The organism is Glutamicibacter sp. V16R2B1 (genome assembly GCF_005774635.1).
GTDB lineage: Bacteria > Actinomycetota > Actinomycetes > Actinomycetales > Micrococcaceae > Glutamicibacter > Glutamicibacter creatinolyticus.
The window spans coordinates 111,926-136,671 of sequence record NZ_VATX01000007.1 but is presented as its reverse complement, the minus strand read 5'-3'; the positions used below and the strand labels follow the sequence as shown (position 1 = coordinate 136,671).

The following is a 24,746-nucleotide window of genomic DNA, read 5'->3' as shown; positions in this document are numbered from 1 at the left end:
CCCCGGTGATCCAGCGGCCGCTGGGCGTCAGGGGGTTGCGCGGAGGGTTGGGGAGCCCCTGCATCCGCCGGGTCAGGTGTTCGGGACATGAAAAGGGACCGTGGGCGGGGCAGTTCGAGAAGAATGCTCCATCCACGGTCCCTGTGACCGGGTGCTGGCTGTCCCTTTCGGGTGTGCCTAGTAGCGTGCCGCCCGCGGCATGATGTTGTTGACGTAGCTCAGCGGGGTCACCGAGATGCCGGCCTGTGGGTTGCGTGCGTGCACGACCTGTCCGTTGCCGATGTAGATGGCCACGTGGTACATGGAAGCCCCACCGTTGGAGGAGGAGAAGACCAGGTCCCCTGGGCGCAACTGGCTCAGCGACACGTACTGCGGGGCAGCCTGGTACTGCTGGGTGGAGGAACGTGGCAAGGAGATGCCCGACTGGGCGAAGGCCCGCTGGGCAAAGCTGGAGCAGTCAAAGGCGTTCGGGCCATTGGCGCCGAAGACGTAGTACTTGCTCGGGTCATTGGCGGTCTTCATGGCCCAGGAGATCGCCGCCGAGTAGTTGCTGCTGCTCTGCGGGGTGATGGTTTCCTTGGGCTTCTCCGTCACCTGCGGCTTAGGCTGCGGCTTAGGCTTCGGCTTGGGAGTAGGCTTCGGAGTGGCCTGCGGCTGCGGCTGCGGCTGCGGCTTCGGCTTGGGCTTGGCGGTTTCCTTCGGCTTCTCAGCCTTGGGCTTTTCCGTCTTTGGCTTCGTTGATTCCTTGGGCTTATCCGCCTTCGGCTTGCTGGTTTCCTCGGGCTTCTCGGTGGCCTTCGGCTTTTCGGCCTTTGGCTGCTCTGGCTCGGGTGCCTTGCTCTGCTCCGGCTTCGGGGTCGGCTTGGCTGCTTCCTGAGGCTTCTCTTCCTCGGCCTGCTCCGTTTCGACTTCCGGAGTTGGCGCCACGTTCGGCTTGTCCTGCTCCTGTGAGTCCTCCGGCTCGCTGGCAGCCAGTTCCTGAGGCTTCTCCACCGTCAGCGGAGTGACCTGCCCGACCGTCGGGGCCTGCTCGTTGTCCTCAACTTTAGGCTCAGTGTCCTGGGCAATGACGGAGTCAAGCTTCTCTTCGTCCGCCTTGGCTTCAGCCTTCTCGACCTGCTTGCGAACCTCGGCTTCTTCCTGCTCTTGCAAGGTGGCCAGGTGACCGATCAGTTCGTCGCGCAGCTTGCGCTGGGGATCCACGGCGGATTCGTAGCGGTTCAACGTGGAGTTGGCGGTCGAAGCAGCCTGATCGTAGTCCTCGGTGGCCTTCTTTGCCGCCTTTTCGGCTGCAGACGAATAATCCTGCCAGGCGTCGACCAGGGCCTGCGCTTCAGCGGCGGAGTTCAGTTTGTGGGATTGGCTTTGGCTCAGCGCATCAATGGTTGCGGCCTTGTAGAACACGTCGTTGGACTCGTCGTCCTGCAGGAGAATGCCCAGGGTGGAGGAGCTTGCGCCGCCGCGGTACAGGTCGGCCGCGATATTTCCAACGGCTTCGCGGCTCTGGTCCAAGTAGGTCTTGGCCAGTTTCACCTGCTCGCGGGCCCGGTCGGCCTCGGCAACGCGGGCGTCGCGCTCTTCGGTGGCCGTGAGTAGAACATCTTGCGCCTGCAGTGCCTCAGTTTCCGCCTGCTCCAGCTGATCCCGGCTGGCGGCCAGTGAGCTCTCCAGTCGGCTGATCATGGCGTCGGTCGCGGCCTTGTCGCCCTTGGCGGCTTCCACCTCTGCGGCAGTGGGCATGCTCGAACCTTCTGGTGCTGCCGGGACCGTGAAGGATGAGGTAACAGATGGCTGGCTGGAGGCCGCGGCCGGAATGGCGCCGGCGAGGCAGGTGGCAGCCAGGGCAAGGGAGCATGCAGCGACGCTGAGCGTGTGGCGTTTAGGCATGTGGTCGTTCCTCACGAGTTTTGAATGATGATGAGTGGTGCCCGCATCCGTTGTTATGAAGCCTTCGAAATCCGTCTCAAAGGTCACGGTTTGGATAAGGTTCCAACTAGCACACTAGGCCAATTCCGTAACCGATGGCAACACTCGTCACACCAGCCACATGAATTACATTGCTGGAAGATTCTTCCGAAGCGGTGTGACATGAGGACTTTTGGTATGCATGAAAGAGATTGGGTTTCCTTGAGCTAGTGCTGGGCATCGCTAAACTCCGCATGAAGGTCTCAGAATTTGGAGGATTGTTGCGATTCGGTATAAGGAAGCGTCCTGCATTCGCTGTCGGAAAGAGTCCGGGCGGTGGTCCTGGATCCAACACGGGCTGGGTCGGATGGCGTCGGGTGCGGCCCCTCTCCGGTAGCTCTCGTCCGTTACCTATAGACAGGCTCTTAAGGGGATCCGCGGTTTGATCCGGTCGCGATCGGCGTGGGGTGCGGCGGTCTCGCCCTGCGGCGGGAACCTGCCTGGTGACGCAGATCTCAAAAAACTTTGCGCCGCCTTCGGAGCTATCCCCAGCCCAATTCATGCAGTCGGGCGTCATCGATGCCGAAGTGATGAGCGAGCTCGTGCATAACGGTAATGCCCACTTCCCGTACCACTTCTTCAGGTGATCGGCAGACCCGCAGCGTTGGGTTTTTGAAGATGATGATCCGGTCCGGCATGGCACCCGCCGCCCAGTCGTGGTCCCGCTCGGTGAGGGCGATGCCCTCATAGATGCCCAGAATCTCGGTGTTTTCCGGTTCTCCGGGCAAGGGTTCGTACTCGTCTTCAATGAAGAAGGCGACGTTATCCATCATGCGCTGGGCAGAGGCGGGAATCGCCTCGATCGCCTGACGGACCAGCTCGTCAAACTCCTCGTCGGGCATCTGCAAATCCATGCCTCCAGACTACGTTGGAAGATGGCGGCGAAGGGTCGTCGGGTGCGCCACGGGAGGGGTGGAGCTCGTTTTGCGAAATCAAAAAATGCCACGTATAGTTATTGAAGTCCGCAGCGGAGACGCAAGAAACCGCAGCAGATCATAGGCCCCCATCGTCTAGCGGCCTAGGACACTGCCCTTTCACGGCAGCGGCACGGGTTCGAATCCCGTTGGGGGTACAAGCAATCGTTATCGATTGCCAGGTGGAGTAATTCACCGGCTTGCAATAGCAAGGCCCTGTAGCGCAGTTGGTTAGCGCGCCGCCCTGTCACGGCGGAGGTCGCGGGTTCAAGTCCCGTCAGGGTCGCTTAGGTTTCCAAGAAATTGGATACCGGGTGTCCGTCAGCAATGGCGATGCCAGGCTCTGTAGCTCAGTTGGTAGAGCGTTCGACTGAAAATCGAAAGGTCACCGGATCGACGCCGGTCGGAGCCACGCAAGCCCTCGGGTGACCGAGGGTTTTACTATGTCGTTTGGGTGGCAATCCAAATCACATGGCCCTGTAGCGCAGTTGGTTAGCGCGCCGCCCTGTCACGGCGGAGGTCGCGGGTTCAAGTCCCGTCAGGGTCGCCAAGAAAAGCCTTCCTTCGGGAAGGCTTTTTGCGTTAAGCTTGCCGGTGGCGCGAACCGAAGGCTCACCCGCCTCCCGTGACCGGCCCTAGTTGGCGCGTCCCAGATGTCGCGGCCCCAGCCACCGGTTGCTTAACCTGCGGTATGCGGCAGCCGCCCCGGTGGCGTCGCTCTCTTCCAGCGCCTGCAGGCCATGGTGCAGGTCATTGACCGAATCGTCCGGCCAGACCAATTCGGCCAGGGTGCCGTAATCGAGTTCAAGCACCGACTCTCGGTCAAAGCCCTCCAGCCAGGTGCCCAATTGTCCCAGTTCTTCAAACAGCGGGGCCTGGGCGGCGTGCGCGACCATGACGTTCAGGGCCCAAGACAGTCGCTCCACTGCCTGCGAAAACGTGGTCAGCAGGCGAACCGAGCGCAACTTGTCGCCCTGCTGGTGAACCCGAACCTCGTCATCCTCGCGGAAGAGCGCGAACCAGCTCAAGGGGATGCCCCAGCTGGAGGTGCGGGTGTTCAGGTGCGTCAGGTCCTCGGCCAGCCGGTTGGTGTCCAACCGGACAGCGTTGGCTTCCCGCGCTGCGGGGGGAACGAGCAGGTCAAAAACCTCCGGACGCATAGCTTCCTCCGCCTGCTCCGCGGCGAGCAGCGCCCGGGCCGGCAGTTGGCCTGGGCAGTACCGCGTGTGCTCTGTACCGTCATAGCCAGCGACGGTTACCGCTCGGAAGAACTCCGGCTCGTCGTGGGGGAAGGGATCCGAAACCCTGCGCAACGTGCGTGTCCAGAGCAGACGGGTTTCATGTTCCTCGGATTGTTGCCAGTCGCGCTTGGGGGTGGACAGGATGATACTCTGCGCCCAGTCCTCAAAAGCGGCCAGCGGTTCATACACCCGAAGGTGAGCGGTGGCTGCACTCAGCTCCTGAAGTGGGCCAGAGATCTCCGGAGTCATCAGCCGGCGAGCTCCACAACCACCGGGGCATGGTCCGAAGCACCCTTGCCCTTGCGTTCTTCACGGTCAATCCAGGCATTGTTCACCCGGGCGGCCAGCGCCGGCGAGGTGAGCGCGAAGTCGATGCGCATACCCTCACCACGCGGGAAGCGCAGCTGAGTGTAGTCCCAGTAGGTGAAGGCGCCCTCGGTGAAGGGGCGCACCGGGTCGCTGAATCCTGCGGTCTCAAAGGCCCGGAACGCGGCGCGCTCGGGCTCGGAAACGTGGGTCATCCGGTTCTCAACGAAGAAGTCGATGTCCCACACATCTTCGTCCCTTGGGGCAATGTTCCAGTCCCCGGCCAGGGCAATCTGGGCGTCGGGATCCCGTTCCAGCCAGGAGGCCGCATTGTCCTTCAGCACATCGAGCCACTGCAGCTTGTATTCCATGTGCTCGTCATCCAGTGCGCGTCCATTGGGAACGTAGAGGCTCCACACGCGAACGCCGTTGCAGGTGGCGGCCATGGCGCGCGGCTCCTGGATCGGATCCTTCCCACCCTTGCCGAAGGAGGGTTGACCGCCAAAGGTGCGTTCGACGTCGTCCAGCCCCACGCGGGAGGCGATCGCCACCCCATTCCACTGGTTCACCCCGAAATGGGCCACCTCGTAGTCGTTGTTTTCGAACAGTTCCCAGGGGAAGTTCTCGTCCTTGCACTTGGTTTCCTGGATCGCCAGGACGTCGACGTCGGTGCGCCGCAGCCAGTCCTCGACACGGTCGGCGCGGGCCCTGAGGGAGTTCACATTCCAAGTCGCAATCTTCACGTCTTCAACCTATCAATTTTTGGCGCGGGAATCCGGGTCGATGAAATCACGGGCTGGCCGCTGCGGCGAGCGAGTTTGGATGGGACCCTTCAAAATACTTGGATGTCCGAGTATATTCGTCAGTAGCATGTGACCGCCCTCACGAGAAGGCCTGATAGATGAGCGATATCCGCATTGAACAGCGCGGCGCCCTGGGGCTAATCACCTTGGACCGTCCCCGTGCGCTGAACGCCCTGACGACCGCGATGTGCCAGCAGATGCTCGACGTTTTGCTGGCTTGGCGTGATGATCCGCAGATCCACCAGGTCGCAGTGACCGGGGCCGGGGAGCGCGGGCTGTGTGCCGGTGGAGACATCGTTGCCATCTATCGCGACATTAATGACCGCGAAGGGTTGACCGAGGAATTCTGGCGCATTGAATACCAGCTCAATGCGCTGATTGACGAATACCCCAAACCCTACATCGCCCTCATGGACGGCATCGTTCTGGGCGGAGGCATAGGCATCTCGGCCCACGGCAGCCACCGTGTGGTCACCGAGGCCAGCAAATGCGGCATGCCAGAGGTCTCCATCGGATTCTTTCCCGACGTGGGCGGCACCCACCTGCTGGCGCGCGCGCCGCGTTCGGCGGGACGCTACGCGGCGCTGACGGGACAGAGCGTCGGGGCGGCCGACGCGATCGAACTGGGCCTGGCCGACGTGCACGTGGAACAGCGCCTGTTGCCGCAGCTGCTGCGGGAGCTGGAAACCCTGTCGGCGGACCAGGTGCTCAACCAGCACCGCAGCCAGCCGGCCCCCGGGCTCCTGTCCGAACCGTGGATCACGGCGTTTGAGGCCGCGGAACCGGTGGATATCCTCCAGCAGTTGCAGCGGTACCAGGATCCGGCGGCGCAGCGGACAGCCGCCGCCCTGCAACGGGCCTGCCCCAGCTCGGTGGACCTGGTGTTGGCGTTGCTGCAGGAGGCGGGCAGCGACCTGCGCGAAGACCTGCGCCGGGAATTCCGGGCCGCAGTGCACCGCCTGGACGACCCGGACTTCGGCGAGGGGATCCGTGCCCAGGTGATCGACAAGGACCGCAGCCCACAGTGGGCGGCGCGGGTGGACGGGCTCAGCGCGCAGCAGCGCGTGGCCCGCCACCTGGCGCCCCTGGCCGGGCGCGAACTGGATTTCGAGTTGATCGAACATGGCACCGTAAGCGTTAAGGAGTGAAATAGGCATGGACAGCAAACCTCGGATCGGATTTCTCGGGCTGGGCCACATGGGCCTGCCCATGGCGGCAAACCTGCACGCGGCCGGCTATGAGCTCAAGGCCTTCGACGTCATGCCCCAGGCACTTCAAGCGGCCACCGGCCTGGGCATCACCACGGTGCAGGAAGGGGCGCAGGCGGCGCAGGGTGTGGACATCGTGGTTACGATGTTCCCCACCGGTCAGCACGTGCTTGATGCCTACCGCGACTACCTGCTGGAGGCGGCCCCGCCAAATACGCTGTTCCTGGAATGCTCCACCATTGATGTGGCCCAGGCCCGCGAAGCCGCCGAGTTGGCGGTGGCCGGTGGGCACCGCAGCGCCGATGCCCCGGTCTCCGGTGGGGTGGTGGGAGCCGAGGCGGGAACGCTGACCTTCATGCTCGGTGCCGAGGAGGCGGACCTGGACCAGATCCGGCCGGTCCTGGAAGTCATGGGCAAGCGGGTGGTGCACTGTGGCGGGCACGGAGCCGGGCAGGCGGCCAAGGTCTGCAACAACATGCTGCTGGGGATCTCTATGATCGGTGCCGCGGAGGCCTTCGTGCTCGGCGAGCGGCTGGGGCTGAGCCACCAGGCTCTCTTTGACGTCATCTCCTCGGCTTCCGGCCAGTGCTGGTCGGTGACGACCAATTGCCCGGTACCCGGACCGGTGCCTTCATCCCCGGCAAACCGGGACTATGCCCCGGGCTTCGCCGCGGCCCTGATGAGCAAGGACCTGGGCCTGGCCGCCAGCGCCGTGCAGCTGACCGACACCGACGCGCACATGGGCGCGCTGGCCACGCAGCTGTACAAGAAGTTCAGCGAGGCCGGGGGAGCGGGCAACGACTTCTCGGCCATCATTACGGCAATTCGCGAAGGCTCGCTGTAGCGCCGTGGCACGCTACAGGAAATCGCCGGCCCGGTGCCGGAAGGCGGCCAGGATGTCGAACAGCTGTGTGGCTTCCGCGTGCTGCAGCCCGCTGTTGGCGAAGAGCTGCTGGTTCAGTTCATCGCGTGCCTGCTCCAGGACCGCGCGTCCCTGGCCGGTCAGTTCCAGGAGCCGGGTTCGCCCATCGGTGGGATGGGCCACCCGCCGGACCAGGCCCGCGGCTTCCAGCCGGTCCACGGAGCTGGTCAGGGAGGTGGCATGAACCTGCAGGCGCTGGCTGGCGTGGCTCATTGGCAGCGAGCCGCGCGAGGAGAACCCCAGCAGGGCGAGCACCTCGAAGCGCGCGAAGGTCAACCCATGCGGCTTGAGGATCGCGTCGGCACGCTGCAGGAAGATCGAGGCGGTGCGCATCACGGCGGTAATCGCCGCCATGGCGTCGGCCTCCTGGCCCCACCCATGTGAAACCCACTGGCTGCGCGCTTCGGCGATCGGATCGCGTGGTAGCGGATCAGTCATCTCATACCCCTAGGAAAACGGAACTAGTCCAACAATATACTTGGACGTCCAAGGTTTGGAAGGAGACCCCAGATGGACCTTTTGGGAATCGAAACGCAGCTGTCACCGGCGGAACAGGCCCGGCTGCGCGAAGTGCGTGAACTGGTGCAGCAACAGCTGCGGACACAGTCGGTCGAGTACTGGAACAAGGAGGCGTTTCCCGCCGAGCTGGTGCGCACGCTGGGCGATGCCGGGCTGGGCGGGCTGCAGCTGCAGCCGGGCTCCCAGCTGCTGCGCGGACTGATCCATGCCGAAATCGCCCGGGCCGACATTTCCCTGTCCTCCGTGGTGGGCATCCACAATGAACTGATCGTGGGGATGATCGACTCGCTGGGCTCCCAGGAGCAGAAGGACACCTGGCTGCCCAGGCTCAGCCGGTTCGAGGCCTTTGGCGCCTTTGCCCTGACCGAACCGGAACACGGCTCGGATGTCGCCGGCGGGCTGGGCACCGAGGTGGTGCGCGATGGCCAGGAGTACGTCATCACCGGCTCCAAGCGCTGGATCGGGATGGGGACCCTTGCCGACTTCGCCCTGGTTTGGGCCCGCGACCCAGAAAGCGGCGAGGTCGGGGCGTACCTGGTGGAAAGCAGCCGACCGGGATACCGGGCCAGCAAGATCGAGAACAAGATCGGGTTGCGGATCATGCAGAACGCGGATATCGAATTGGATCAGGTGCGCATCCCGGTGGCGAACAAGCTGCCCGGAGCCACCAGCTTCGCCGCGGCCAATGAACTGCTGATGCAGTCGCGCGCCTGGGTGGGCTGGCAGGCGGTCGGGGCGATGATGGCCACCTTGGACATCACCCGCCAGTACAGCCTGCAGCGCGAGCAGTTCGGCAAGCCGATCGCCTCCTTCCAGCTGGTGCAGCAGTCGTTGGCCGAGATCGCCGGTCACCTGACCGTTTGCCTGTCGATGATGCGCGATGTGGCCCAGCGGCAGGAGCAGGGGGAGCTGGAGATGGTGCAGGCGGCCCTGGCCAAGTCCACCGCCACCCGCCTGGCCCGCGAATCGGTGTCTCAGGGCCGGGCGTTGCTGGGTGGAAACGGCGTGGTGAGTGACGGGCACATGGCCAAGGTCTTCTGCGATGTCGAAATCCTGCATACCTATGAGGGGACCTATGAAATCAACTCGCTCATCGTGGGGCGGGCCCTGACCGGGGTGAGCGCGTTCGTCTAGCCCGGGGGCCAGCTGTTTGCTGAAAGTACTTTCCAATACGGAAAGTACTTGTTATGGTGGTGGAAACCAACGGCGACGGCAGGGGAGCACGACATGGGCGGCACCGGCAGCACGATCAGGGGCACAACTCATCGGCAGAACACCCGCGGCAGGGCGGCGATGGCGCTGCGCATCACGCTGGTCCTCGCCGCGACGGTGGTGCTCGGCGCCTTCATAGCCTTCGCCCTGACCGGGGCCCCGGTCTACTTTGTGGCCGGGATGTCCGGATTCGCGGCAGTGGGCGCGGCGGCCAGCGCCGCCCACCAGGTCACCGGCCGCAAGGAGGCGGCATGAGTTTTGGCGAACGGGAGGAAGCGGCCCGGCAGTTGGCCGCCGTGCAGGCTGCCCAGCGGGCCCTGGCCTCGCCACGCCGGGCCGGGGCCCGCCAGATCGGCTGGCTGAGCGTGCTGCTCGGTCTGCTCCTGGGGGCGCTGCACGTACTGCTGCATTTCTTTACCCCGCAGCGAAGCCTGACCAGTTTCTGGGTGCTCTGCGCGGCTGCGGCGGTAGCGATCACCGTTCTGGCGCTCGGGTACCGCCGGCTTCACCGGGTGCTGCCAGCGGGCTTCGGGCGCAGGTACCTGGTTGCCCTGGCCGCCAGCCTGGTGCTGTATGCCGGGCTGCTGGCCCTGATCATGACACCGATGCCGTTGGCCGTGGTGTTGCTGCTCGGCGCCGTGGTGGCCCTGCCGCTGGCGGTGGCCGGAGGGTGGATGATCCGCCAGTGACGCAGCATCCCCGGGCCCGAATGAATGAGGACTTCACCAACCCGGTGCGGCTTTCGCTGATGGCGGCGCTGCAGCAGGTGGACGAAGTCGATTTCAGGACCCTGCGCGAAACCCTGGGGGTCTCGGACTCGGTGCTCTCCCGGCACCTGGCGGCCCTGGAGGAGAAGGGCCACCTGGTGATCCGCAAGGGTTTTGTCGGCAAGCGGCCGCGCACCTGGGCGCACCTGTCAAAAACCGGGCGGCAGAGCCTGGCCGAACATGTCCAGGCCCTGCGGGAAATCACCGGGACGCTCTAGTCCTGGGCACGCCACCAGGTGTCGGCCGGGGTGGCCGGGGTGGTGCGCTTGTGCCGGGACACCAGGTAGCGCCGTTCCAGCAGCTCGGCCGCGGCGGTGTCGATCTGCTTGCCCTCCAGGTAGTCATCGATCTGCTCGTAACGCAGGCCCAGTTCGTCCTCGTCGGTGCGCTGGGGCTGATCATCGAGCAGATCCGCGGTGGGCACCTTGGCCCACAGGGCCTGCGGGGAATCCAACTCGCGCAACAGCGCCTGGTTCTGCCGCTTGTTCAGGCCCGCCAGGGGAACCAGGTCGGCCCCGCCGTCACCGAACTTCGTGTAGAACCCGGTCACCGCCTCGGCAGCGTGGTCGCTGCCCAGGACCAGGAGATGACGGTCCCCGGCCAGGGCGTACTGCACAATCATGCGCATCCGGGCCTTGACGTTGCCGCGGTTGAAGTCCGAGAGCTGCTGGTACCCGGATTCGGCGATGGCCTTGTCCACCCCCATCACCGCGTCGGCGATGTTCACCGTGTAGTCCTCATCCGGGCCAATGAAGTCGATGGCCGCCTGGGCGTCCGCCGCGTCCATCTGCACCCCGTGCGGCAGCTGCACCGCAACGAAGGCGGCCTCGGTGCCCTCCGCCCGCAGTTCCTGGACCGCCAGCTGTGCCAGCTTGCCCACCAGGGTGGAGTCCACTCCGCCGGAAATGCCGATGGTGAAGCCCTTGGCGCCGGTCACCTTCAGGTAGTCCTTCAGGAAGCCGACGCGGTTCCGTATTTCGTGTGCCGGGTCGATGTGGGGCTTGACGCCCAGTTCCTTGATGATTTCAGCTTGAAGTTCGCGCATGCCTCCATCCTAGGTGCCGGCCTCGGGGGACGTCTGCGGTTCCCAGCCAAGATTGCGGGCCATCTGCTCCAGTGAGGCCACCGTGGTGGCGTACTGGTCCTCGCTCAGGTTTTCGCCGCACTGTTCGCGAATCTGGTCGACCAGTTCGCTGAGCGTGGACAGGGAGGTGCTGCCGCGTTCGGTGATCGAGAAATATTCGCCCTCGTGGGCGATCCACCCAGACTCCACCAGCTCGGCCAGGTGCTCACTCACGCTGGGCGGTTCATCGGCCGAGGCGAAATAAGGGGCCAGCGCATCGATCAGGGAGCGTTCGGTGGCGGGGTGTTGTTCGAGCATGTTCAGTACCTGCCATTGGCGCCGGGTCACGCCATGTTCATCGAGAGTCGCTGCGAAGTGCTCGTCAATCAGCGAATCAACCAATTTCAACCAGAAACCCAGTGGGCGAGTCGCGTTCATGGCATCAGCCTAAACCGGATGCCGACTAGAATCGAGGGCATGAGCAAAACCAGCGCCCGCGAGCGACTCAAAGAACTTATCCAGGAACTTGCCATCGTCAGGGGCAAGGTGACTCTCTCCTCCGGCAAGGAAGCCGACTACTACATCGATCTGCGCCGCATCACCCTGCATCATGAGGCATCAGGTTTGGTTGGCCAGGTCATGCTGGAGATGCTGGATGTGGCCAAGCTGGAATTCTCCAACGTGGGCGGGCTGACCATGGGCGCGGACCCGGTCGGCACCGCGATCATGCACAGCGCTCGCGCCGCACACCGCAACATCGACGCTTTTGTGGTGCGCAAGGCCCAGAAGTCCTATGGGATGGGCCGCCAGGTTGAAGGCCCGAGCATCGAGGGCAAGAACGTGGTCGTCCTGGAGGACACCTCCACCACCGGCGGCTCGGCATTGACCGCCGTTGAGGGCGTGCGCAAGGCCGGGGGCAACGTGGTCGCCGTCGCCGTGCTGGTTGACCGGGACACCGGGGCCAAGGAGCGCATCGAGGCTGAAGCCGAGGTGCCGTACCTGTTCGTTTACGGCAAGGACGAGCTGGGTCTCTGATCCCCGCCGGTTTCCTCCGCACATCCCGGGCCAATTGCCCATGATGTGCGGAGTCGTCGTTTAAGCGCCGGTGCATCTGCGGCGGGCCGTGCTGCTTGGCGAGCACGGTCTGCGCCGTGGCGCGCCGGAGGCGGAGCGCACCGGCCGGGGGCAGGCCCCCACCCACACCGGGGAGCGGGGACCTCAGATGGGTGCTCGTTGCCCGGCCCCGCTTTGGGGCAGTGAGGTGCTACTTGGCTTGGGGAAGGTCCTCATCCTGTACGGCGTCCGTCCCGGACACGACGGGCGGGACATCGGCCGCGGCCTCCGGATGTGGTCCTTCCTTCAGCTGCTGCTGCAGCTCGGCCACGGAACCGGCCATCAGATCCGGCCGGAACGGGAAGGAGGCCACATCGGACTTGGAGGTGATTCCGGTATGGACCAGGATGGTCAGTAGCCCCGCTTCCATACCGGCCACGATATCGGTGTCCATCCGGTCCCCGATCATGGCGGTGGTTTCCGAGTGCGCGTCTATCCGGTTCAGGGCGGAGCGGAACATCATGGGATTGGGCTTGCCCACCACGTACGGGTCGCGGTTGGTGGCCCGGGTGATTAAAGCGGCCACGGCGCCGGTCGCCGGCAGCAGGCCCTCGGGGGAGGGGCCGGTGGCATCCGGGTTGGTGGCAATGAAGCTGGCTCCCGCCTCGATCAGCCGGATGGCCTTGGTGATGGCTTCGAAGGAGTAGGTGCGGGTCTCGCCCAGCACCACGTAGTCCGGTGCCACATCGGTGAGGATGAAACCGGCGTCGTGCAGGGCCGTGGTCAGCCCGGCTTCACCGATCACGAAGGCCCTTCCGCCGGGACGTTGGCGGGAGAGGAATTCCGCCGTGGCCAGAGCCGAGGTCCAGATGTTTTCCTCGGGCACGTCCAGTCCGCTGGACAGCAGACGGGCGCGCAGATCCCGCGGGGTGTAGATCGAGTTGTTGGTCAGGACCAAAAACGGCATGTCATTGGCGCGCCAGTAGTCGATGAGGTCCGAGGCGCCGGGGATCGCCTGGTCCTCATGGACCAGCACCCCGTCCATATCGGTCAGCCAGCTGTTGATGTCGTGGATGGTGCGTTTTGCCCGCTGTAGCTTGGACACGATGCCAAGGTCCTTTCGTTGGATGGAACCGGCGGAACCAGTCGTCGTTGAGCGGCTTCCCTCTTAGGTACAGATTACACAGCCGCGCACGGAGCCCCGCCGTGCCCTCAGAGGACCGTGCGGAAGATGCTCAAAGCCATTTGTTCTTCTTGAACACCAGATACAGTCCCAGCGCGGCGGCCACCATGAGCCCCAGCGCGTAGGGGTAGCCGAAACTCCATTCCAGCTCCGGCATGATCTCGAAGTTCATGCCGTAGATGGCACCGATCAGGCTGGGGGTGAACAAGATGGCGGCCCACGAAGAAATCCGCTTCATCTGCTCATTCTGGGCCAGACCCGTTTCAGTCGCCCGCTGTGAGGCCAGGGTCGCCGACAGGGACAGGGCGTTGGAGAGCAGGGCGCGGAAGGACTCCACCCGCTCGGCGCAGCGAATCGCGTGGTCGATGACGTCCACCAGGTTGGCGTCCAGGCTCTTGGCCTCATCCCGATCCATGCCCGTGCGCCGCACCAGCCGGCGCAGCTGCTCCAGGACCTCGGGCAGCGGGGCCACGGCGCGCTGGAAGTCGATCACCTCGCGGGACAGCTCGTAAATGCGCCGCGAGACGTCCAGGTTGCCCTGGAAAAGCTGTTCATCGATCTCGTCGATGTCATTTTGCAGCCCGTCGATCACCGGGAAGTACTCGTCGATCACCTGGTCGATGATGGCGTACAACACCGCCGCCGGGCCGCTGGCCAGCAGCTGTGGGGACTGCTGCAGGTGCCGGCGCACGGTGGCCAGCCGCGGGGACTCGGCGTGGCGCACGGTCACCACGAAGTCGTCGCCCGCGTAGATGTGAACCTCCCCGAACTCCACCTCCTCGACGTCATCGAGGTAGCGTGCCGGGCGCAGCACCATAAACAGATGGCCTTCGTAGCGATCCAGCTTCGGGCGCTGGTGGCCCTTCAGGGTGTCTTCCACGGCCAGTGAATGCAGGGAGAATTGCTCGCTGACCACCTGAAGCTCCTGTTCGGTGGGTCGGTACAGGCCGATCCACCCCATGCCGCCGGTGCGTCGCATCACTTCAAAGGTCTGGTCCAGGTCCTGCGGATGGGCCACGGCCTTGCCCGCCACGTAGATGACGTTGTCGATCACTGTCACCGGTTACCACCCGTTCGTTCCATGGACAGAAAGAATCCCATGACCTACTACCCTAGTAAGAGTGAGTCAAGAAGTGCATGATCCCTCCCGCGAGTCGACCGCCCAAGGTGAGGCTGCAGGCCAAGACACGGCGCAGAGCGAGGTCGGTGTCGGCCCCTGGCAGGGCCCCTGGCCGCAGGATGAGCGGCTGGATCCGCAACTGCTGGAGCACGGGGACCGGCGCAACGTGGCCGATAAGTACCGCTACTGGTCCATGGAGGCGATCGTCGCCGACCTGGATGAACGCCGCCATGACTTCCACATCGCCATCGAGAACTGGCAGCACGACATGAACATCGGCACCGTGGTGCGCACCGCGAACGCGTTCCTGGCCAAGGAAGTGCACATTATTGGCCGCCGCCGCTGGAACCGGCGCGGTGCCATGGTCACCGATCGGTACCAGCACGTGCGTCACCATCCCACCGTTGAGGACTTTGTCCAATGGGCCCAGGGCGAGGGCCTGGCGGTCATTGGGGTGGACATCTTCCCGGACTCGGTGCCGCTGGAAACCTATGAGTTGCCGCGCCGCTGCGTGCTGGTCTTTGGCCAGGAAGGGCCCGGACTGAGCGATGAGGTGCATGCCGCAGCCGAGGCCACCTTGTCCATTGAGCAGTTTGGCTCCACCCGCTCCATCAACGCAGCCTCCGCGGCCGGTATTGCCATGCATGCCTGGATCCGCAGACACGTGTTTAACCAGCAGGTCGGCTAGCCGCCACTCCAAAACTCCCCTACTTTTTACTCAAGCGCCTTTATTAGTCGCGCGGGAGTGCCTAGGCTTGGAAGTGTTCGTCCTCGGGGGAAAGCGGGCACTTGTGAAACGGCGTCATCAGGTTAATCGCGAGCTCTTGCTGCCCACGCGCACACGCGGCGCGCGCCGTGCCGTGAAAGTGTCCTTAACCGGACTGGCGGCAGCCGGCCTGAGCGCGGCCCTGGCCTTCCCGCTGGTGGCCCAGGGCACCGAGGACCGTCAGGGCAACATCCCGGTTGCGATCGATGCGATCGGCGACCCGAACTTCTTTGCCGGTGATGTTGTCGTCGACCAGTACGCGCCGCTGGCGGTATTCGGTGGATCGGGCAAAGTGGTGGCCATCGATGGCCGGCCGGTGGAGATGCTGAAGGGCGCCGCCCCGCACACAGCGGCACCGGACCGGGATTCCCCCAGGGCGCCGCTGCTGGCCGGGCAGGTGGGGCAGCTGGGTGTGCTGCCCGGCAGCCTGCAGCTCATGCACCCGGTCACGACACGCAACATTTCCAGCCCCTACGGGTGGCGCAAGAATCCCACGGGTCCCGGCAACCAGATCCACATCGGCCAGGACTATCCCATCGCCTGCGGTTCGCCGGTCTATGCCGCCGAAGCCGGCCGCGTGGTCGTCTCCGGTTGGCGCGGCCATTCGGGCAATCGGGTGACCATCGACCACGGGAACAATGTGCACACCGGCTACAGCCACAACTCCCGCCTACTGGTGGGGATCGGGGACGAGGTCGAACAGGGTCAGCTGATCGCCCGCAGCGGAACCACCGGCAACTCCACCGGATGCCATGTGCACTTTGAGGTCATTGTGGATGGGCGCTGGCACGACCCGCGCAACTACCTGCCGGGCATCCCCGGGCAGCGTCAGGCCATGATCGACTCGCGGCGGCTGACCGTGAAGTCCCCGACCCTGCCCGGCGGCGGCCAGCATCGTGAGGAACCGACCCCGCCGGTCGCGGCGCCGGATCCGGATGTGGTGGTGCCGGAGGATGAGACCCCGGTGGTTCCCCAACCCAAGCCCAGCAAGCGGCCCAGCTCAGCACCGCCCACCCGCACGGCAGCGGAACCTTCCCAGTCCTCAACGCGCCCGGATAAGCCGCACAGTTCACCCCCACCGAGCGCATCGCGTCCCGCACCCCCGAGCTCGACCTCGCCGAGCCCGGAGGAGAGCAGCACCCCACCGAGCGCCGAAGGCTCCAGCCCGTCCTCGACGGTACCGACAGCGTCGCCAACGCCCACCGATTCCACACCCCCGAGCTCGACCTCGCCGAGCCCGGAGGAGAGCAGCACCCCACCAAGCGCCGAAGGCTCCGGCCCGTCCTCGACGGTACCGACAGCGTCGCCAACGCCCACCGATTCCACACCCCCGGAAACCACGCGAAGCCCGCAAAGCGAACCTTCTGAGTCCACCAACGCGCACAGCCGGAGCGCCCCGCACACCGAGTCCCCGGATCGGGAACCCACCCACAGCGCTCCGGCCCAGCAATGTGAAGAAGCAAGCCCCTCGGTCCTTGAATTGCTGGTTCCCTCCGACAGCGCCTCGCCCTTCGACCGGTCGACGCCGCCCACGCATGGGTACCCCGCGCCCAGCGGCCCCACTGCCTGCTAGGTCAACCGGTGGGTCCGGCGCCCGGTGCCCGGCGTAACTGGCGCGTCACTTACCGTGGCCTCCTGATGCCAACCCAGCGAGGAAGCTAGGATGGAAACGAATTGTCGTCGAGGATGACGGGTTATCCCCGCTCAATCACCAGGAGTGAAGCATGCCTATCGCAACCCCGGATAAATACAACGCCATGATCGACGCTGCCAAGGCAGGGGGATACGCCTTCCCCGCCGTCAACGTCACCAGCTCCCAGACCCTGAACGCGGCCATCCGCGGCTTCGCCGAAGCCGAGTCCGACGGCATCATCCAGGTTTCCACCGGTGGCGCCGCCTACTTCTCCGGCGCTTCGGTCAAGGACATGACCGCGGGCTCCCTGGGCTTTGTGGCCTTCGCCCGGGAAGTCGCCAAGAACTACGGGGTCAACATCGCCCTGCACACCGACCACTGCCCGAAGGACAAGCTGGATTCCTTCGTACTGCCGCTGCTGGCCGCCTCGGAGGCCGAGGTCAAGGCCGGACGTGACCCCTTCTTCAACTCGCACATGTGGGACGGCTCCGCCGAGACCCTGGACGAGAACCTGCGCATCGCGGCCGAACTGCTGCAGCGCACCTCCGCCGCCAAGCAGATCCTGGAAGTTGAGATCGGCGTCGTGGGCGGCGAGGAGGACGGCGTGGAAAACGCCATCAACGACAAGCTGTACTCGACCGTTGAGGATGCCATGGCCACCATCCAGGCCCTGGGCACCGGCGAACAGGGCCGCTACATCACCGCCCTGACCTTCGGCAACGTCCATGGTGTGTACAAGCCCGGCGGCGTGAAGCTGCGCCCGGAAATCCTGAAGGACATCCAGGCCCAGGTTGGCTCGAAGGTCGGCAAGGACAACCCCTTCGACCTCGTCTTCCACGGTGGCTCGGGCTCCTCCGAGCAGGAAATCGCTGATGCGGTGTCCTACGGCGTGATCAAGATGAATATTGACACCGACACCCAGTACGCGTTCACCCGCCCCGTGGCCGGACACATGTTCACCAACTACGATGGCGTGCTGAAGGTTGACGGGGAAGTCGGTAACAAGAAGACCTACGACCCGCGCGTCTGGGGCGCCAAGGCCGAGGAGTCCATGGCCGCCCGCGTGGTTGAAGCCGCGCAGCAGCTGGGTTCGGCCGGGAAGGCCCTGAAGTAATGATGATTGGCAAGAACCTGCTGGGCATCCCCGAAACCCTGCTGCCGGAGGAGACCGAGGTTCTTGAGCGGCTGCAGGCCGGCGATGAGCCGGTGGATGTTGCCGCCAAGTACCCCGCCTCCTCACTGGCTTGGGCACTGCTATCCAACGAGGCCCACGACGAGGGGCGGGCGGTGGAGTCCTACGCATACGCGCGGGTCGGGTACCATCGCGGCCTGGATGCCCTGCGGCGAGCCGGTTGGAAGGGCCAGGGCCCGGTGCCGTGGCGTCACGAACCGAACCGCGGCTTCCTGCGCTCGCTCTATGCCCTGGGGCGTGCCGCCGCCGCCATCGGTGAAAGCGAAGAGGTGCAGCGCATCTCGGACTTCCTGAACGATTCGGACCCCAACGCGAAGGCCGCCATCGAAGCCGGCGAGTAATCCGAGTAGCACCATGCGCGCCGTTGCCCGGTCCGATTCCGCATCGGTCCGGGCATTCGTGCGCTCAAACGCGCCGGACGGCGGGGAGGGGAAAATCATGAGCAACCCAAAATTCCGGGTTCGCCGAATACTGATTCCGGACTGGCATAGGTCAGTTGCGGGGGTTTACGAAGTCGAGGCGACTCCTCGCGGTGCTTCGATCCCAGCCTTTAGGCTCCGTACTCGTTTTCCCGTGGATGTCATGAGCGCCAGTCGACAACCCGACAGCTTACTTGCCCAGACGAACCAGATTGAACCTCGTTTGGCGTCCAGCATCGTTCAAGAAGCTGACCGCGCGGCGGGAAAGCGAGGTATTCTCTGGGCTAAGTTTGCGAAGACCGAGGAACCCGGACCCTGGTGCGGTTCGGAGAAGGATCATACTGAACCGGAATGGCCAGTATCTTCAGCACAGGAACGAATGGTCCTGATGCAGTGTCAGTGGATGGCCGAGTGGTTCAGTCGCAAAATGGGTCAGCCCGCCCTCCACGAGACATATTCACTGCTCAGTCGCGGAACTCCAGGTCCTGCTCTTGAACAGCTCCTTGCGACGGTTCGGAAAGGGGGAACTCCTGTTCCGCGTCGTTATGCGAACACCTTCGAGCGTCTGGCTCTAGTGTGTGGTCTACCCGACGATGTGGCCACATCGATCTGGTCATTTGTGTCGCCAACAGATGGTGTGAACTTCTGGTCGGAGCTTTTGGCATTACCAAGAATTAGAGTTTGTTGGGTGCCCGAAGTGGAGGATGAGTTGGTGGAAATTGAATTTACGCCGATTGGATCCTCGGAACCAGAATGGGTCGAGACGAAAAAGTTTCCGACCGGGTGGGTGCCGGGGCCCAGCGAAGCGAGAGAGGTCCTTAACGACCTGCTAGATCGAGACTTCGCAAAGAGCCTTACGGATCTCATCGAAGACGAGCAGTATGCTCCAGCGCACCGCTGGCTGTCGCTATTCCGACAAGACGAATTGGAATGACAACAACTGGGAGCGGGGTTGTCGTTCAATAGTCCGACGGATCGTCGGACACGGAAGGGTTGCCCGAGATTCTGGGTGTAGGCATTTCTGAAACATGACCGCCAAGAAAGGAACCTAATTTATCTTGGCGGTACGAATCAGCCATGCCTCCCGAACCCATGGAACCGAGGAGCGATCATTGATACATGGTAGTTGAACTAGAACACGAATCGTTCGGGCAGGTTGCGGATCAGTTGCGTGAACTAGCCGCCTACGTGGAACACGAGCGTCTCATTGCTGCGGCCCAAACCTTCAGGGCGTTCGCCAGTGAACTTGAGGAGGAAGTCCTGCCCGATCGACTGCGGCAGATCGCCAGCGAACTGCAGGAGGCGCTTCGAGCCGGTCCCATGAGTATCAGCGATCACCCGATAACGAATTCAAGCGGGGAAGTGGATCCCCAAGCCGCGGCACGATTCGATGCGCTCATCGAGCAACTGCGTAAATTCGCGCGACAGACCAGTCGCCGACCCAGCATGTTCGGCTTGCTGGGCAAGCGAAAACGATAGGCAGTTCGTCAAGGTGCCGTTCACATTGAATTGAATGCCAATCGGCGGTCAAGCAAGTGACGGCGCACCGGCACCCACCGATTTGGACGAAAAATCGGGCTGCGCGCGGAGATTATGAGCAGATGGATGCCTAGAAAGATAAGTGTTCCTGAGGATCCATGGCAGCAAGTTGAAGCGGCTGGCGGAACAGGTAGGGCGCCGCTTGACGACGGTCGGTCGTCAGCTTGACGCTACCTCTGGAAGCTACAAACACGGTGGTTTGCATGGAGATTGCAACAGTGAGCATCGAATCGCCGTTCGAGGAAGATGACTGTAATGGAAGTTGGTGGAGACAATGATCGAGAAAGCTGAGCGCAAACCGCGTTATGCCAAGGGGGCCGACGCCGTGTCCTGGGCTGTTGCCATCGCCGCTCCATTCTCGGCAGTTGCGTTGTCTCTGTTCTTCGTGGGGGTGGGTGTGCTTCCACTGCTTTTGCTGGGAGTAGCCGTAGGAGTGCTGTGTGGATCTGCGATGTACTATTTTCTGCGTCCAAATCTGGCTGGTGTGGCGCTTTCACTAGTGGTCTTCGCCAGCGTTGCGCTGCTTGGCCTCACCGAGAGCCGATGGCTGGGTTTGTGGCCAACGGAATTGGTGAGTGTGGTGTCCGGGGCCATTATTGGGGCACACTTCAGGTTCCTGGCGGATCGGCGCTATTCGAGAACCGGCAATGTGTCGCGTCGTGAGGGAAGAGTTTGAAGAACGCTCGCTCCAGGGTCCGCCGAATCAATAATGGCGCCCGCAATTTTCGTCGCGGTGCGTTGTATAACGTCGAGGCAATCCCGCCGGCGCGGTTATGTCAGCTTTCCGTGGAGGGGCAAGTAGCTCCCCAATAACTCATGAGCGAAATCTGTAGACATCGGCGCATGGACTCCAATCTTTACTAGTCGACGTGATGTTGTTGGTTCAACAAGCCGATCGAACCCTCTGGAAAGGCGGTGCCGGGCGCCGGGACAAGTGGCAGTCGCTATTCAGGGGGGACGTGATCTCGAGCCAATCACGGTCATGTCTTTGAAGGCGGGTTCAGGCTGACGACCCCAAGACATGCCAGACATATCGCGCCGCAAACCGGATTTAAGGGATCATGCTAGTTGCGGGACGCGAACCAAACAGGAAAACCGAATTCTCGGCGACTCGGCGACTCGGCGACAGGGGAGCACATAGGAAAATGGCCGCTCAATTAGACGGAGCATCACGCCAGGAGTTAGCAGGCAAGCTTCAACGGCTTGCGAGGTACCTTGAGGGAATGTGGCAACCAGAAATTGCCCAGAAGTACGAAAAGGCTGCACTTGAACTTGAGCGCGGTGTCACGCCACAACGGCTATATCAAATCTGCAAGACGGTTTTGGCCACGGTCACCGGACACCATGATGGTCTGTTGGTAATTTACGTTCAAAAATCTGACGGATCACCGGACTCCAGAGAAACTGAAAAATATAATGTTTTACTCAAAGAAGTTCAAGCTTTCGCGCGCCGAACCGTTATTGTTGCTAGATTCCATTGGGCTGCCCGTGGATTCCGGTGGTAGGCATTAAAAGGTCATCTGACGCACTGTATCTAATGAAATAGGCGACCGTACTCCTCGGGGCGAAGTGCGGAAGGACTACACACTGGGGGGCGTGGGTCGAATCTTCCGATGGGTGCATCGGGCAGATCTGGCTCCTGAAAGGGGCACCGCAACCCGGTGAGCTGCCTGGTTCAGCGATCTAGTTGATAAGAAGACGCTGGAGTTGGTCTATCTTCTGATCGCTTCCGGAGGCACCCGATCCGCCCTTGACCCCTCGTGCGCCGGGGCCGCTTGCTCTCTCGGGCGATTGATGCGGGTTTTTCAGGGCTTCCACTGGTAGCGCCGGACCGTCAGTCATGCATCCCATGACGCACATGAGAGTCTTCTCATCGGCTTCTTTTATTTCCTTCATTTGGCCTTCCTACTCTTGAAACAAGAGATGAACTTCCGGTGAAAGGTAAATGAAATGTTGTCATTCTGGATGGCGCTGGCGGCCAATGTTCTTGGCATGACGGTGCTGGTTTACTTCGTGTACTTCCGTCGGCATTTCCGCCGCGACCTCGTGCTGGCCTACATTGCCCTGAGCATGGGCATCTTCGCGGTCACCCTGCTGCTCTCAGGCAGCGGCGCAGGGATGGGCCTCGGCTTGGGGCTGTTCGGCATCCTGTCGATCATTCGTCTGCGCTCGGACACGCTGACCCAGGAGGAAGTGGCCTACTACTTCATTTCCCTGGCCATCGGTCTGGTCAACGGCCTGCACCCCGATCCTGCCTGGTTCTCCCCGGCGGTGACCGCCGCCCTGGTGCTGGTCATGTTCCTGGCCGATCACCCGGGTTTCGCCCCGCGCACCCAGCGCCAGACCGTCACCCTGGAACGCGCCTACCCGCGCAATGAGGACCTGGTCGCGGCACTGGAGGAACTGCTGGGAGCCAACGTGCTGCGCACCGTGGTGACCGAGCTGGACATGGTCCGGGATCTGACCATCGTTGACGTCCGCTTCCGGGTGACCCCGTCCACCGGCACCAAGGACTTCCATGGCACCTACGAGCTGGCCAATGTCCCCTCCCAGGTTCCCGGCGGCAAGCAGGAGACGTGGTCCTAATGACTGCGGCGCCGCAAGACGTCCACGCGGCGGGCACCGGGCATACCGGACGCGCCCGCCAGGCGTTGGAGGAAGCCGTCGCCCGCCGGGCCCCGATCCAGCTGGAGGAGGTGATCCGCGAAGCGGCCCTGCAGACCCGGGTGGACCGCAAGTTCCTGTTGACTCCCGAGCAGTTCACCGCCATGGTGCAGAAGCTGGGGAAGGACTTCAGGATCATGCAGATCGAGGGACTGCGCACCTTCCGCTACGAGTCGGTGTACTTCGACACCGCCGATTTTGAGCAGTACCGTGCCCACCGGCAGGGTCGGCGCCGGCGCTACAAGGTTCGCAGCCGCACCTACGTGGACACCGGGTTGTCGATGTTTGAAATCAAGACAAAGGGACTGCGCGGCAACACGGTCAAGCACCGCATCGAGCAGGACCCTGCCGACTGCGGGCGGCTCACCGAACGCAGCATGCGCTTCCTGGACGAGGTGATTGCCCGTGAGTACGGCGAACAGGTGCCGGATTTGCGCCCGGTGCTGGACAGCTCCTATGTGCGGGCCACCTTCGTGAACCCGCTGGATGGGGAGCGGGTCACCTGCGACGTGGAGCTGGCCTATTCCAATGGCCGCGAACAGGTGGACGGCCCGGACCTGGTCGTCGTGGAGACCAAGTCCGCGGACGGGCGGGGGGTCTCGGACCGGGCCCTGGCGGAGCTGGGCATCCGGCCGGAGAGCATGAGTAAGTACTGCATCGGCGTGGCACTGCTGAACCCGCAGCTGCCGGCCAACCGCTGGAGCCGGCTGCTGAAGCAGCGGTTCAGCGCCCCGCGCGGTTCCCGGGGGCCGGGACGCCAGATCCCCAAGACCCGTCCGTAGCCCGTGGCGGCGCCCCGGCGGTCCTGGGACTAGTTCAGGCCCAGGACCGCGGTGGCGATGGAAAAGTAGATCAACAGGCCCGTGGCATCGCAGAAGGTCGAGATGAACGGGTTGGAGAACACCGCCGGGTCGGCGCCGATCTTCTTGGCCAGCAGGGGCATCAACCCTCCAACGCAGGCGGCCATGACACAGATGGAGAGCAGGGTCAGTCCGATCACCGCGCCGATGTCCATGCCGTAGACCAGTGAGGCCACCGCGAACCCCAGGGATCCAAGGGCCGCACCGAGAATGGTGCCCACCCGCAGTTCCCGCCAGATCACCCGCGGCAAATCTCGTAGGCGCACGTCTCCGACGGCCAGCGCCCGGGTGACCGTGGTGGCCGCCTGGTTGCCGGTGTTCCCGCCGGTGCCGGTGAGCAGCGGGATGAACAGGGCCAGCGCCACCACCTGGTCCAGGCGGTCCTCGAAGATTTCCAGCACCTGCACCGTGAGCACCGCAGAGAGGGCCAGCACGACCAGCCAGACGATGCGGCTGCGCACAATGCGCAGGACCGAGGTGCTCAGGTAGGAGCGCGAGATCAGCTCCGAGCTGCCCGAACGTGCGGCGCTGCGCGCGGCGGCCTCATCGAGGATCGCCGAGGCGTCATCGTTGGTCAGCATCCCCACCAGGCGTCCGTCGGTATCGGTGATCGGCATCGCCACCAGCTTGTGCTTCATGAACCTTCGGGCGACCTCCCGGCGGTCTTCATCGGCCCGCGCGCTGATCGGCACGTCGCTGATCTGCGCCAGCCGGTCCCCGGGTTCGGCCCCCAAGAGGTAGCGGATCCCGATCACTCCGGTCAGTTTTCGGTCCTGGTCAATCACCGGCAGCAGGTAGACGGTCTCCGGTTCGCGGATCCGCGAGCGCAGGTACTCCAGCGCCTGCCCGGCGGTGAAGTTCTCATCCAGGCCCAGCACGGCCGGGGACATGTAGCGGCCGATCGCGGTGCGGGGGTAGCCAAGCACCAGCGCGGTCATCTGGCGCTGGTCGGCGCTGAGCGAGGTGAGCAGCTCCTCCCGCACGGCGGCGGGCAGCTCATCGAGCAGGGAGGCCCGGTCATCCGGGGCCAACGCCTCCACCAGGGAGTTGATGTCCTGGCCCTGCAGCACCGAGAGCAGCTTGCCCTGGTAGGCCGGGGCCAGGTCCTGGAACACCCGCAGCCGGGTCTCGGCGTCCAGCGCCTGGAACAGTTCGGCGCTTTCGGTGGGGGACGTGGCCTGGATGAGATAGGACAGCTCGTCCACCGACAGCTGCCGGGCGTGGTCGGCCACGCTGACCAGTGGGCCCTGCCCGGCCGGTCCGTTGCGCAGCGTCCGCTCGATTTGCTTCATGATCTGTGTTGACACGCTGCGCTCCCGTGATCCCGCTCTGCCTGGTATCCGGTTCGGGCGGGCGCCGCGAACCCTCACCAGCACCGTAGCCACCGGCCGCGCCGC

The 24,746-nt window shown here is 63.8% G+C and carries 28 protein-coding genes and 4 tRNA genes; 21 read left to right on the top strand and 11 right to left on the bottom strand.

Annotated elements, in window-relative coordinates:
• Positions 1-177: 177 nt before the first annotated feature.
• Together FDN03_RS04810 and FDN03_RS04805 are read right to left on the bottom strand one after the other, a co-directional pair.
• Positions 178-1,740 (bottom strand): C40 family peptidase, encoded by a 1,563-nt coding sequence (locus tag FDN03_RS04810; protein ID WP_138174617.1) that lies wholly within the window; start codon positions 1,738-1,740, stop codon positions 178-180.
• 707 nt (positions 1,741-2,447) lie between these two features.
• A complete protein-coding gene (locus tag FDN03_RS04805; RefSeq protein WP_138174615.1) occupies positions 2,448-2,819 on the bottom strand; it encodes a metallopeptidase family protein in 372 nt (123 codons plus the stop codon).
• A 145-nt stretch (positions 2,820-2,964) separates the two neighbouring features.
• On the opposite strand from FDN03_RS04805, the gene FDN03_RS04800 reads away from it, so the two are divergent.
• The 4 genes from FDN03_RS04800 to FDN03_RS04785 all read left to right on the top strand — a co-directional run bounded on the left by FDN03_RS04800 (position 2,965) and on the right by FDN03_RS04785 (position 3,429).
• A tRNA-Glu gene (locus FDN03_RS04800) sits at positions 2,965-3,037 on the top strand.
• A gap of 54 nt (positions 3,038-3,091) precedes the next feature.
• Positions 3,092-3,165 (top strand) — tRNA-Asp (locus FDN03_RS04795).
• A gap of 53 nt (positions 3,166-3,218) precedes the next feature.
• A tRNA-Phe gene (locus tag FDN03_RS04790) sits at positions 3,219-3,291 on the top strand.
• 61 nt (positions 3,292-3,352) lie between these two features.
• Positions 3,353-3,429 (top strand) — tRNA-Asp (locus FDN03_RS04785).
• An 85-nt stretch (positions 3,430-3,514) separates the two neighbouring features.
• Here FDN03_RS04785 and FDN03_RS04780 read toward each other — a convergent pair.
• On the bottom strand, positions 3,515-4,369 hold the full coding sequence (locus FDN03_RS04780) for a hypothetical protein (RefSeq protein ID WP_138174613.1): 855 nt from the start codon (positions 4,367-4,369) through the stop codon (positions 3,515-3,517).
• Positions 4,369-5,169, bottom strand: coding sequence for an exodeoxyribonuclease III (locus FDN03_RS04775; protein WP_138174611.1), 801 nt, complete (start codon positions 5,167-5,169; stop codon positions 4,369-4,371). The genes FDN03_RS04780 and FDN03_RS04775 overlap by 1 nt, the downstream gene beginning before the upstream one ends.
• A 158-nt stretch (positions 5,170-5,327) precedes the next feature.
• Between FDN03_RS04775 and FDN03_RS04770 the strand changes: the two genes are divergently transcribed.
• Together FDN03_RS04770 and mmsB are read left to right on the top strand one after the other, a co-directional pair.
• Entirely contained in the window at positions 5,328-6,377 is a 1,050-nt protein-coding gene (locus tag FDN03_RS04770) for a 3-hydroxyisobutyryl-CoA hydrolase (protein WP_138174609.1), read from the top strand.
• A 7-nt stretch (positions 6,378-6,384) separates the two neighbouring features.
• Positions 6,385-7,281, top strand: coding sequence for a 3-hydroxyisobutyrate dehydrogenase (mmsB, locus tag FDN03_RS04765; RefSeq protein WP_138174607.1), 897 nt, complete (start codon positions 6,385-6,387; stop codon positions 7,279-7,281).
• 12 nt (positions 7,282-7,293) lie between these two features.
• On the opposite strand, the gene FDN03_RS04760 is transcribed toward mmsB, so the two are convergent.
• Positions 7,294-7,797 (bottom strand): MarR family transcriptional regulator, encoded by a 504-nt coding sequence (locus tag FDN03_RS04760; protein WP_138174605.1) that lies wholly within the window; start codon positions 7,795-7,797, stop codon positions 7,294-7,296.
• Positions 7,798-7,869: 72 nt separating this feature from the next.
• On the opposite strand from FDN03_RS04760, the gene FDN03_RS04755 reads away from it, so the two are divergent.
• From FDN03_RS04755 to FDN03_RS04740, 4 genes are all read left to right on the top strand, one after another.
• Positions 7,870-9,012 (top strand): acyl-CoA dehydrogenase family protein, encoded by a 1,143-nt coding sequence (locus tag FDN03_RS04755; protein WP_138174603.1) that lies wholly within the window; start codon positions 7,870-7,872, stop codon positions 9,010-9,012.
• 93 nt (positions 9,013-9,105) lie between these two features.
• Positions 9,106-9,345, top strand: a complete 240-nt coding sequence (locus FDN03_RS04750; protein ID WP_138174601.1) for a hypothetical protein — start codon at positions 9,106-9,108, stop codon at positions 9,343-9,345.
• Positions 9,342-9,779 carry a hypothetical protein gene (locus tag FDN03_RS04745; RefSeq protein ID WP_138174598.1) on the top strand — a complete coding sequence of 146 codons (438 nt, stop codon included), beginning with the start codon at positions 9,342-9,344 and terminating at the stop codon, positions 9,777-9,779. The genes FDN03_RS04750 and FDN03_RS04745 overlap by 4 nt, the downstream gene beginning before the upstream one ends.
• Positions 9,776-10,075: a transcriptional regulator gene (locus FDN03_RS04740; protein WP_249354287.1), complete on the top strand. Its 300-nt coding sequence runs from the start codon at positions 9,776-9,778 to the stop codon at positions 10,073-10,075. The genes FDN03_RS04745 and FDN03_RS04740 overlap by 4 nt, the downstream gene beginning before the upstream one ends.
• On the opposite strand, the gene nadE is transcribed toward FDN03_RS04740, so the two are convergent.
• Positions 10,072-10,902: an ammonia-dependent NAD(+) synthetase gene (nadE, locus tag FDN03_RS04735; protein WP_138174596.1), complete on the bottom strand. Its 831-nt coding sequence runs from the start codon at positions 10,900-10,902 to the stop codon at positions 10,072-10,074. The genes FDN03_RS04740 and nadE overlap by 4 nt on opposite strands.
• A gap of 9 nt (positions 10,903-10,911) precedes the next feature.
• On the bottom strand, positions 10,912-11,358 hold the full coding sequence (locus FDN03_RS04730; protein WP_054821652.1) for a MarR family transcriptional regulator: 447 nt from the start codon (positions 11,356-11,358) through the stop codon (positions 10,912-10,914).
• Between the two features lie 39 nt (positions 11,359-11,397).
• Here FDN03_RS04730 and pyrE point away from each other — a divergent pair, with 39 nt between their 5' ends.
• A complete protein-coding gene (gene pyrE / locus FDN03_RS04725; RefSeq protein WP_138174594.1) occupies positions 11,398-11,955 on the top strand; it encodes an orotate phosphoribosyltransferase in 558 nt (185 codons plus the stop codon).
• A gap of 229 nt (positions 11,956-12,184) precedes the next feature.
• Here pyrE and FDN03_RS04720 read toward each other — a convergent pair whose 3' ends face one another.
• Positions 12,185-13,018 carry an HAD-IIA family hydrolase gene (locus FDN03_RS04720; RefSeq protein WP_138174757.1) on the bottom strand — a complete coding sequence of 278 codons (834 nt, stop codon included), beginning with the start codon at positions 13,016-13,018 and terminating at the stop codon, positions 12,185-12,187.
• 190 nt (positions 13,019-13,208) lie between these two features.
• Positions 13,209-14,216, bottom strand: coding sequence for a magnesium/cobalt transporter CorA (gene corA, locus FDN03_RS04715; protein ID WP_138174592.1), 1,008 nt, complete (start codon positions 14,214-14,216; stop codon positions 13,209-13,211).
• 61 nt (positions 14,217-14,277) lie between these two features.
• On the opposite strand from corA, the gene FDN03_RS04710 reads away from it, so the two are divergent.
• The 8 genes from FDN03_RS04710 to FDN03_RS04675 all read left to right on the top strand — a co-directional run bounded on the left by FDN03_RS04710 (position 14,278) and on the right by FDN03_RS04675 (position 21,330).
• Positions 14,278-14,964, top strand: coding sequence for an RNA methyltransferase (locus tag FDN03_RS04710; RefSeq protein WP_138174590.1), 687 nt, complete (start codon positions 14,278-14,280; stop codon positions 14,962-14,964).
• A 172-nt stretch (positions 14,965-15,136) separates the two neighbouring features.
• The gene (locus FDN03_RS04705) at positions 15,137-16,615 is read left to right on the top strand and encodes a M23 family metallopeptidase (RefSeq protein WP_138174588.1); all 1,479 of its coding nucleotides are present in this window, start codon (positions 15,137-15,139) and stop codon (positions 16,613-16,615) included.
• Positions 16,616-16,766: 151 nt separating this feature from the next.
• Entirely contained in the window at positions 16,767-17,789 is a 1,023-nt protein-coding gene (gene fbaA, locus FDN03_RS04700; protein ID WP_138174586.1) for a class II fructose-bisphosphate aldolase, read from the top strand.
• 2 nt (positions 17,790-17,791) lie between these two features.
• On the top strand, positions 17,792-18,208 hold the full coding sequence (locus FDN03_RS04695; protein ID WP_138174755.1) for a DUF3151 domain-containing protein: 417 nt from the start codon (positions 17,792-17,794) through the stop codon (positions 18,206-18,208).
• Positions 18,209-18,305: 97 nt separating this feature from the next.
• The gene (locus FDN03_RS04690; RefSeq protein ID WP_138174585.1) at positions 18,306-19,220 is read left to right on the top strand and encodes a hypothetical protein; all 915 of its coding nucleotides are present in this window, start codon (positions 18,306-18,308) and stop codon (positions 19,218-19,220) included.
• Between the two features lie 185 nt (positions 19,221-19,405).
• Positions 19,406-19,765 (top strand): hypothetical protein, encoded by a 360-nt coding sequence (locus FDN03_RS04685; protein WP_138174583.1) that lies wholly within the window; start codon positions 19,406-19,408, stop codon positions 19,763-19,765.
• Positions 19,766-20,099: 334 nt separating this feature from the next.
• Complete coding sequence (locus tag FDN03_RS04680) at positions 20,100-20,501, top strand: hypothetical protein (protein WP_138174581.1); 402 nt, start codon at positions 20,100-20,102, stop codon at positions 20,499-20,501.
• A 469-nt stretch (positions 20,502-20,970) separates the two neighbouring features.
• Entirely contained in the window at positions 20,971-21,330 is a 360-nt protein-coding gene (locus tag FDN03_RS04675; RefSeq protein ID WP_138174579.1) for a hypothetical protein, read from the top strand.
• Positions 21,331-21,508: 178 nt separating this feature from the next.
• Here the strand turns inward: FDN03_RS04675 and FDN03_RS04670 are convergent, their stop codons facing one another.
• A complete protein-coding gene (locus FDN03_RS04670) occupies positions 21,509-21,721 on the bottom strand; it encodes a hypothetical protein (protein WP_138174577.1) in 213 nt (70 codons plus the stop codon).
• 54 nt (positions 21,722-21,775) lie between these two features.
• Between FDN03_RS04670 and FDN03_RS04665 the strand changes: the two genes are divergently transcribed.
• The gene (locus FDN03_RS04665; protein WP_138174575.1) at positions 21,776-22,411 is read left to right on the top strand and encodes a DUF4956 domain-containing protein; all 636 of its coding nucleotides are present in this window, start codon (positions 21,776-21,778) and stop codon (positions 22,409-22,411) included.
• Complete coding sequence (locus tag FDN03_RS04660; protein WP_138174573.1) at positions 22,411-23,271, top strand: polyphosphate polymerase domain-containing protein; 861 nt, start codon at positions 22,411-22,413, stop codon at positions 23,269-23,271. The genes FDN03_RS04665 and FDN03_RS04660 overlap by 1 nt, the downstream gene beginning before the upstream one ends.
• A 29-nt stretch (positions 23,272-23,300) precedes the next feature.
• Here the strand turns inward: FDN03_RS04660 and mgtE are convergent, their stop codons facing one another.
• Positions 23,301-24,656: a magnesium transporter gene (gene mgtE, locus FDN03_RS04655; protein WP_249354285.1), complete on the bottom strand. Its 1,356-nt coding sequence runs from the start codon at positions 24,654-24,656 to the stop codon at positions 23,301-23,303.
• Positions 24,657-24,746 lie beyond the last annotated feature (90 nt).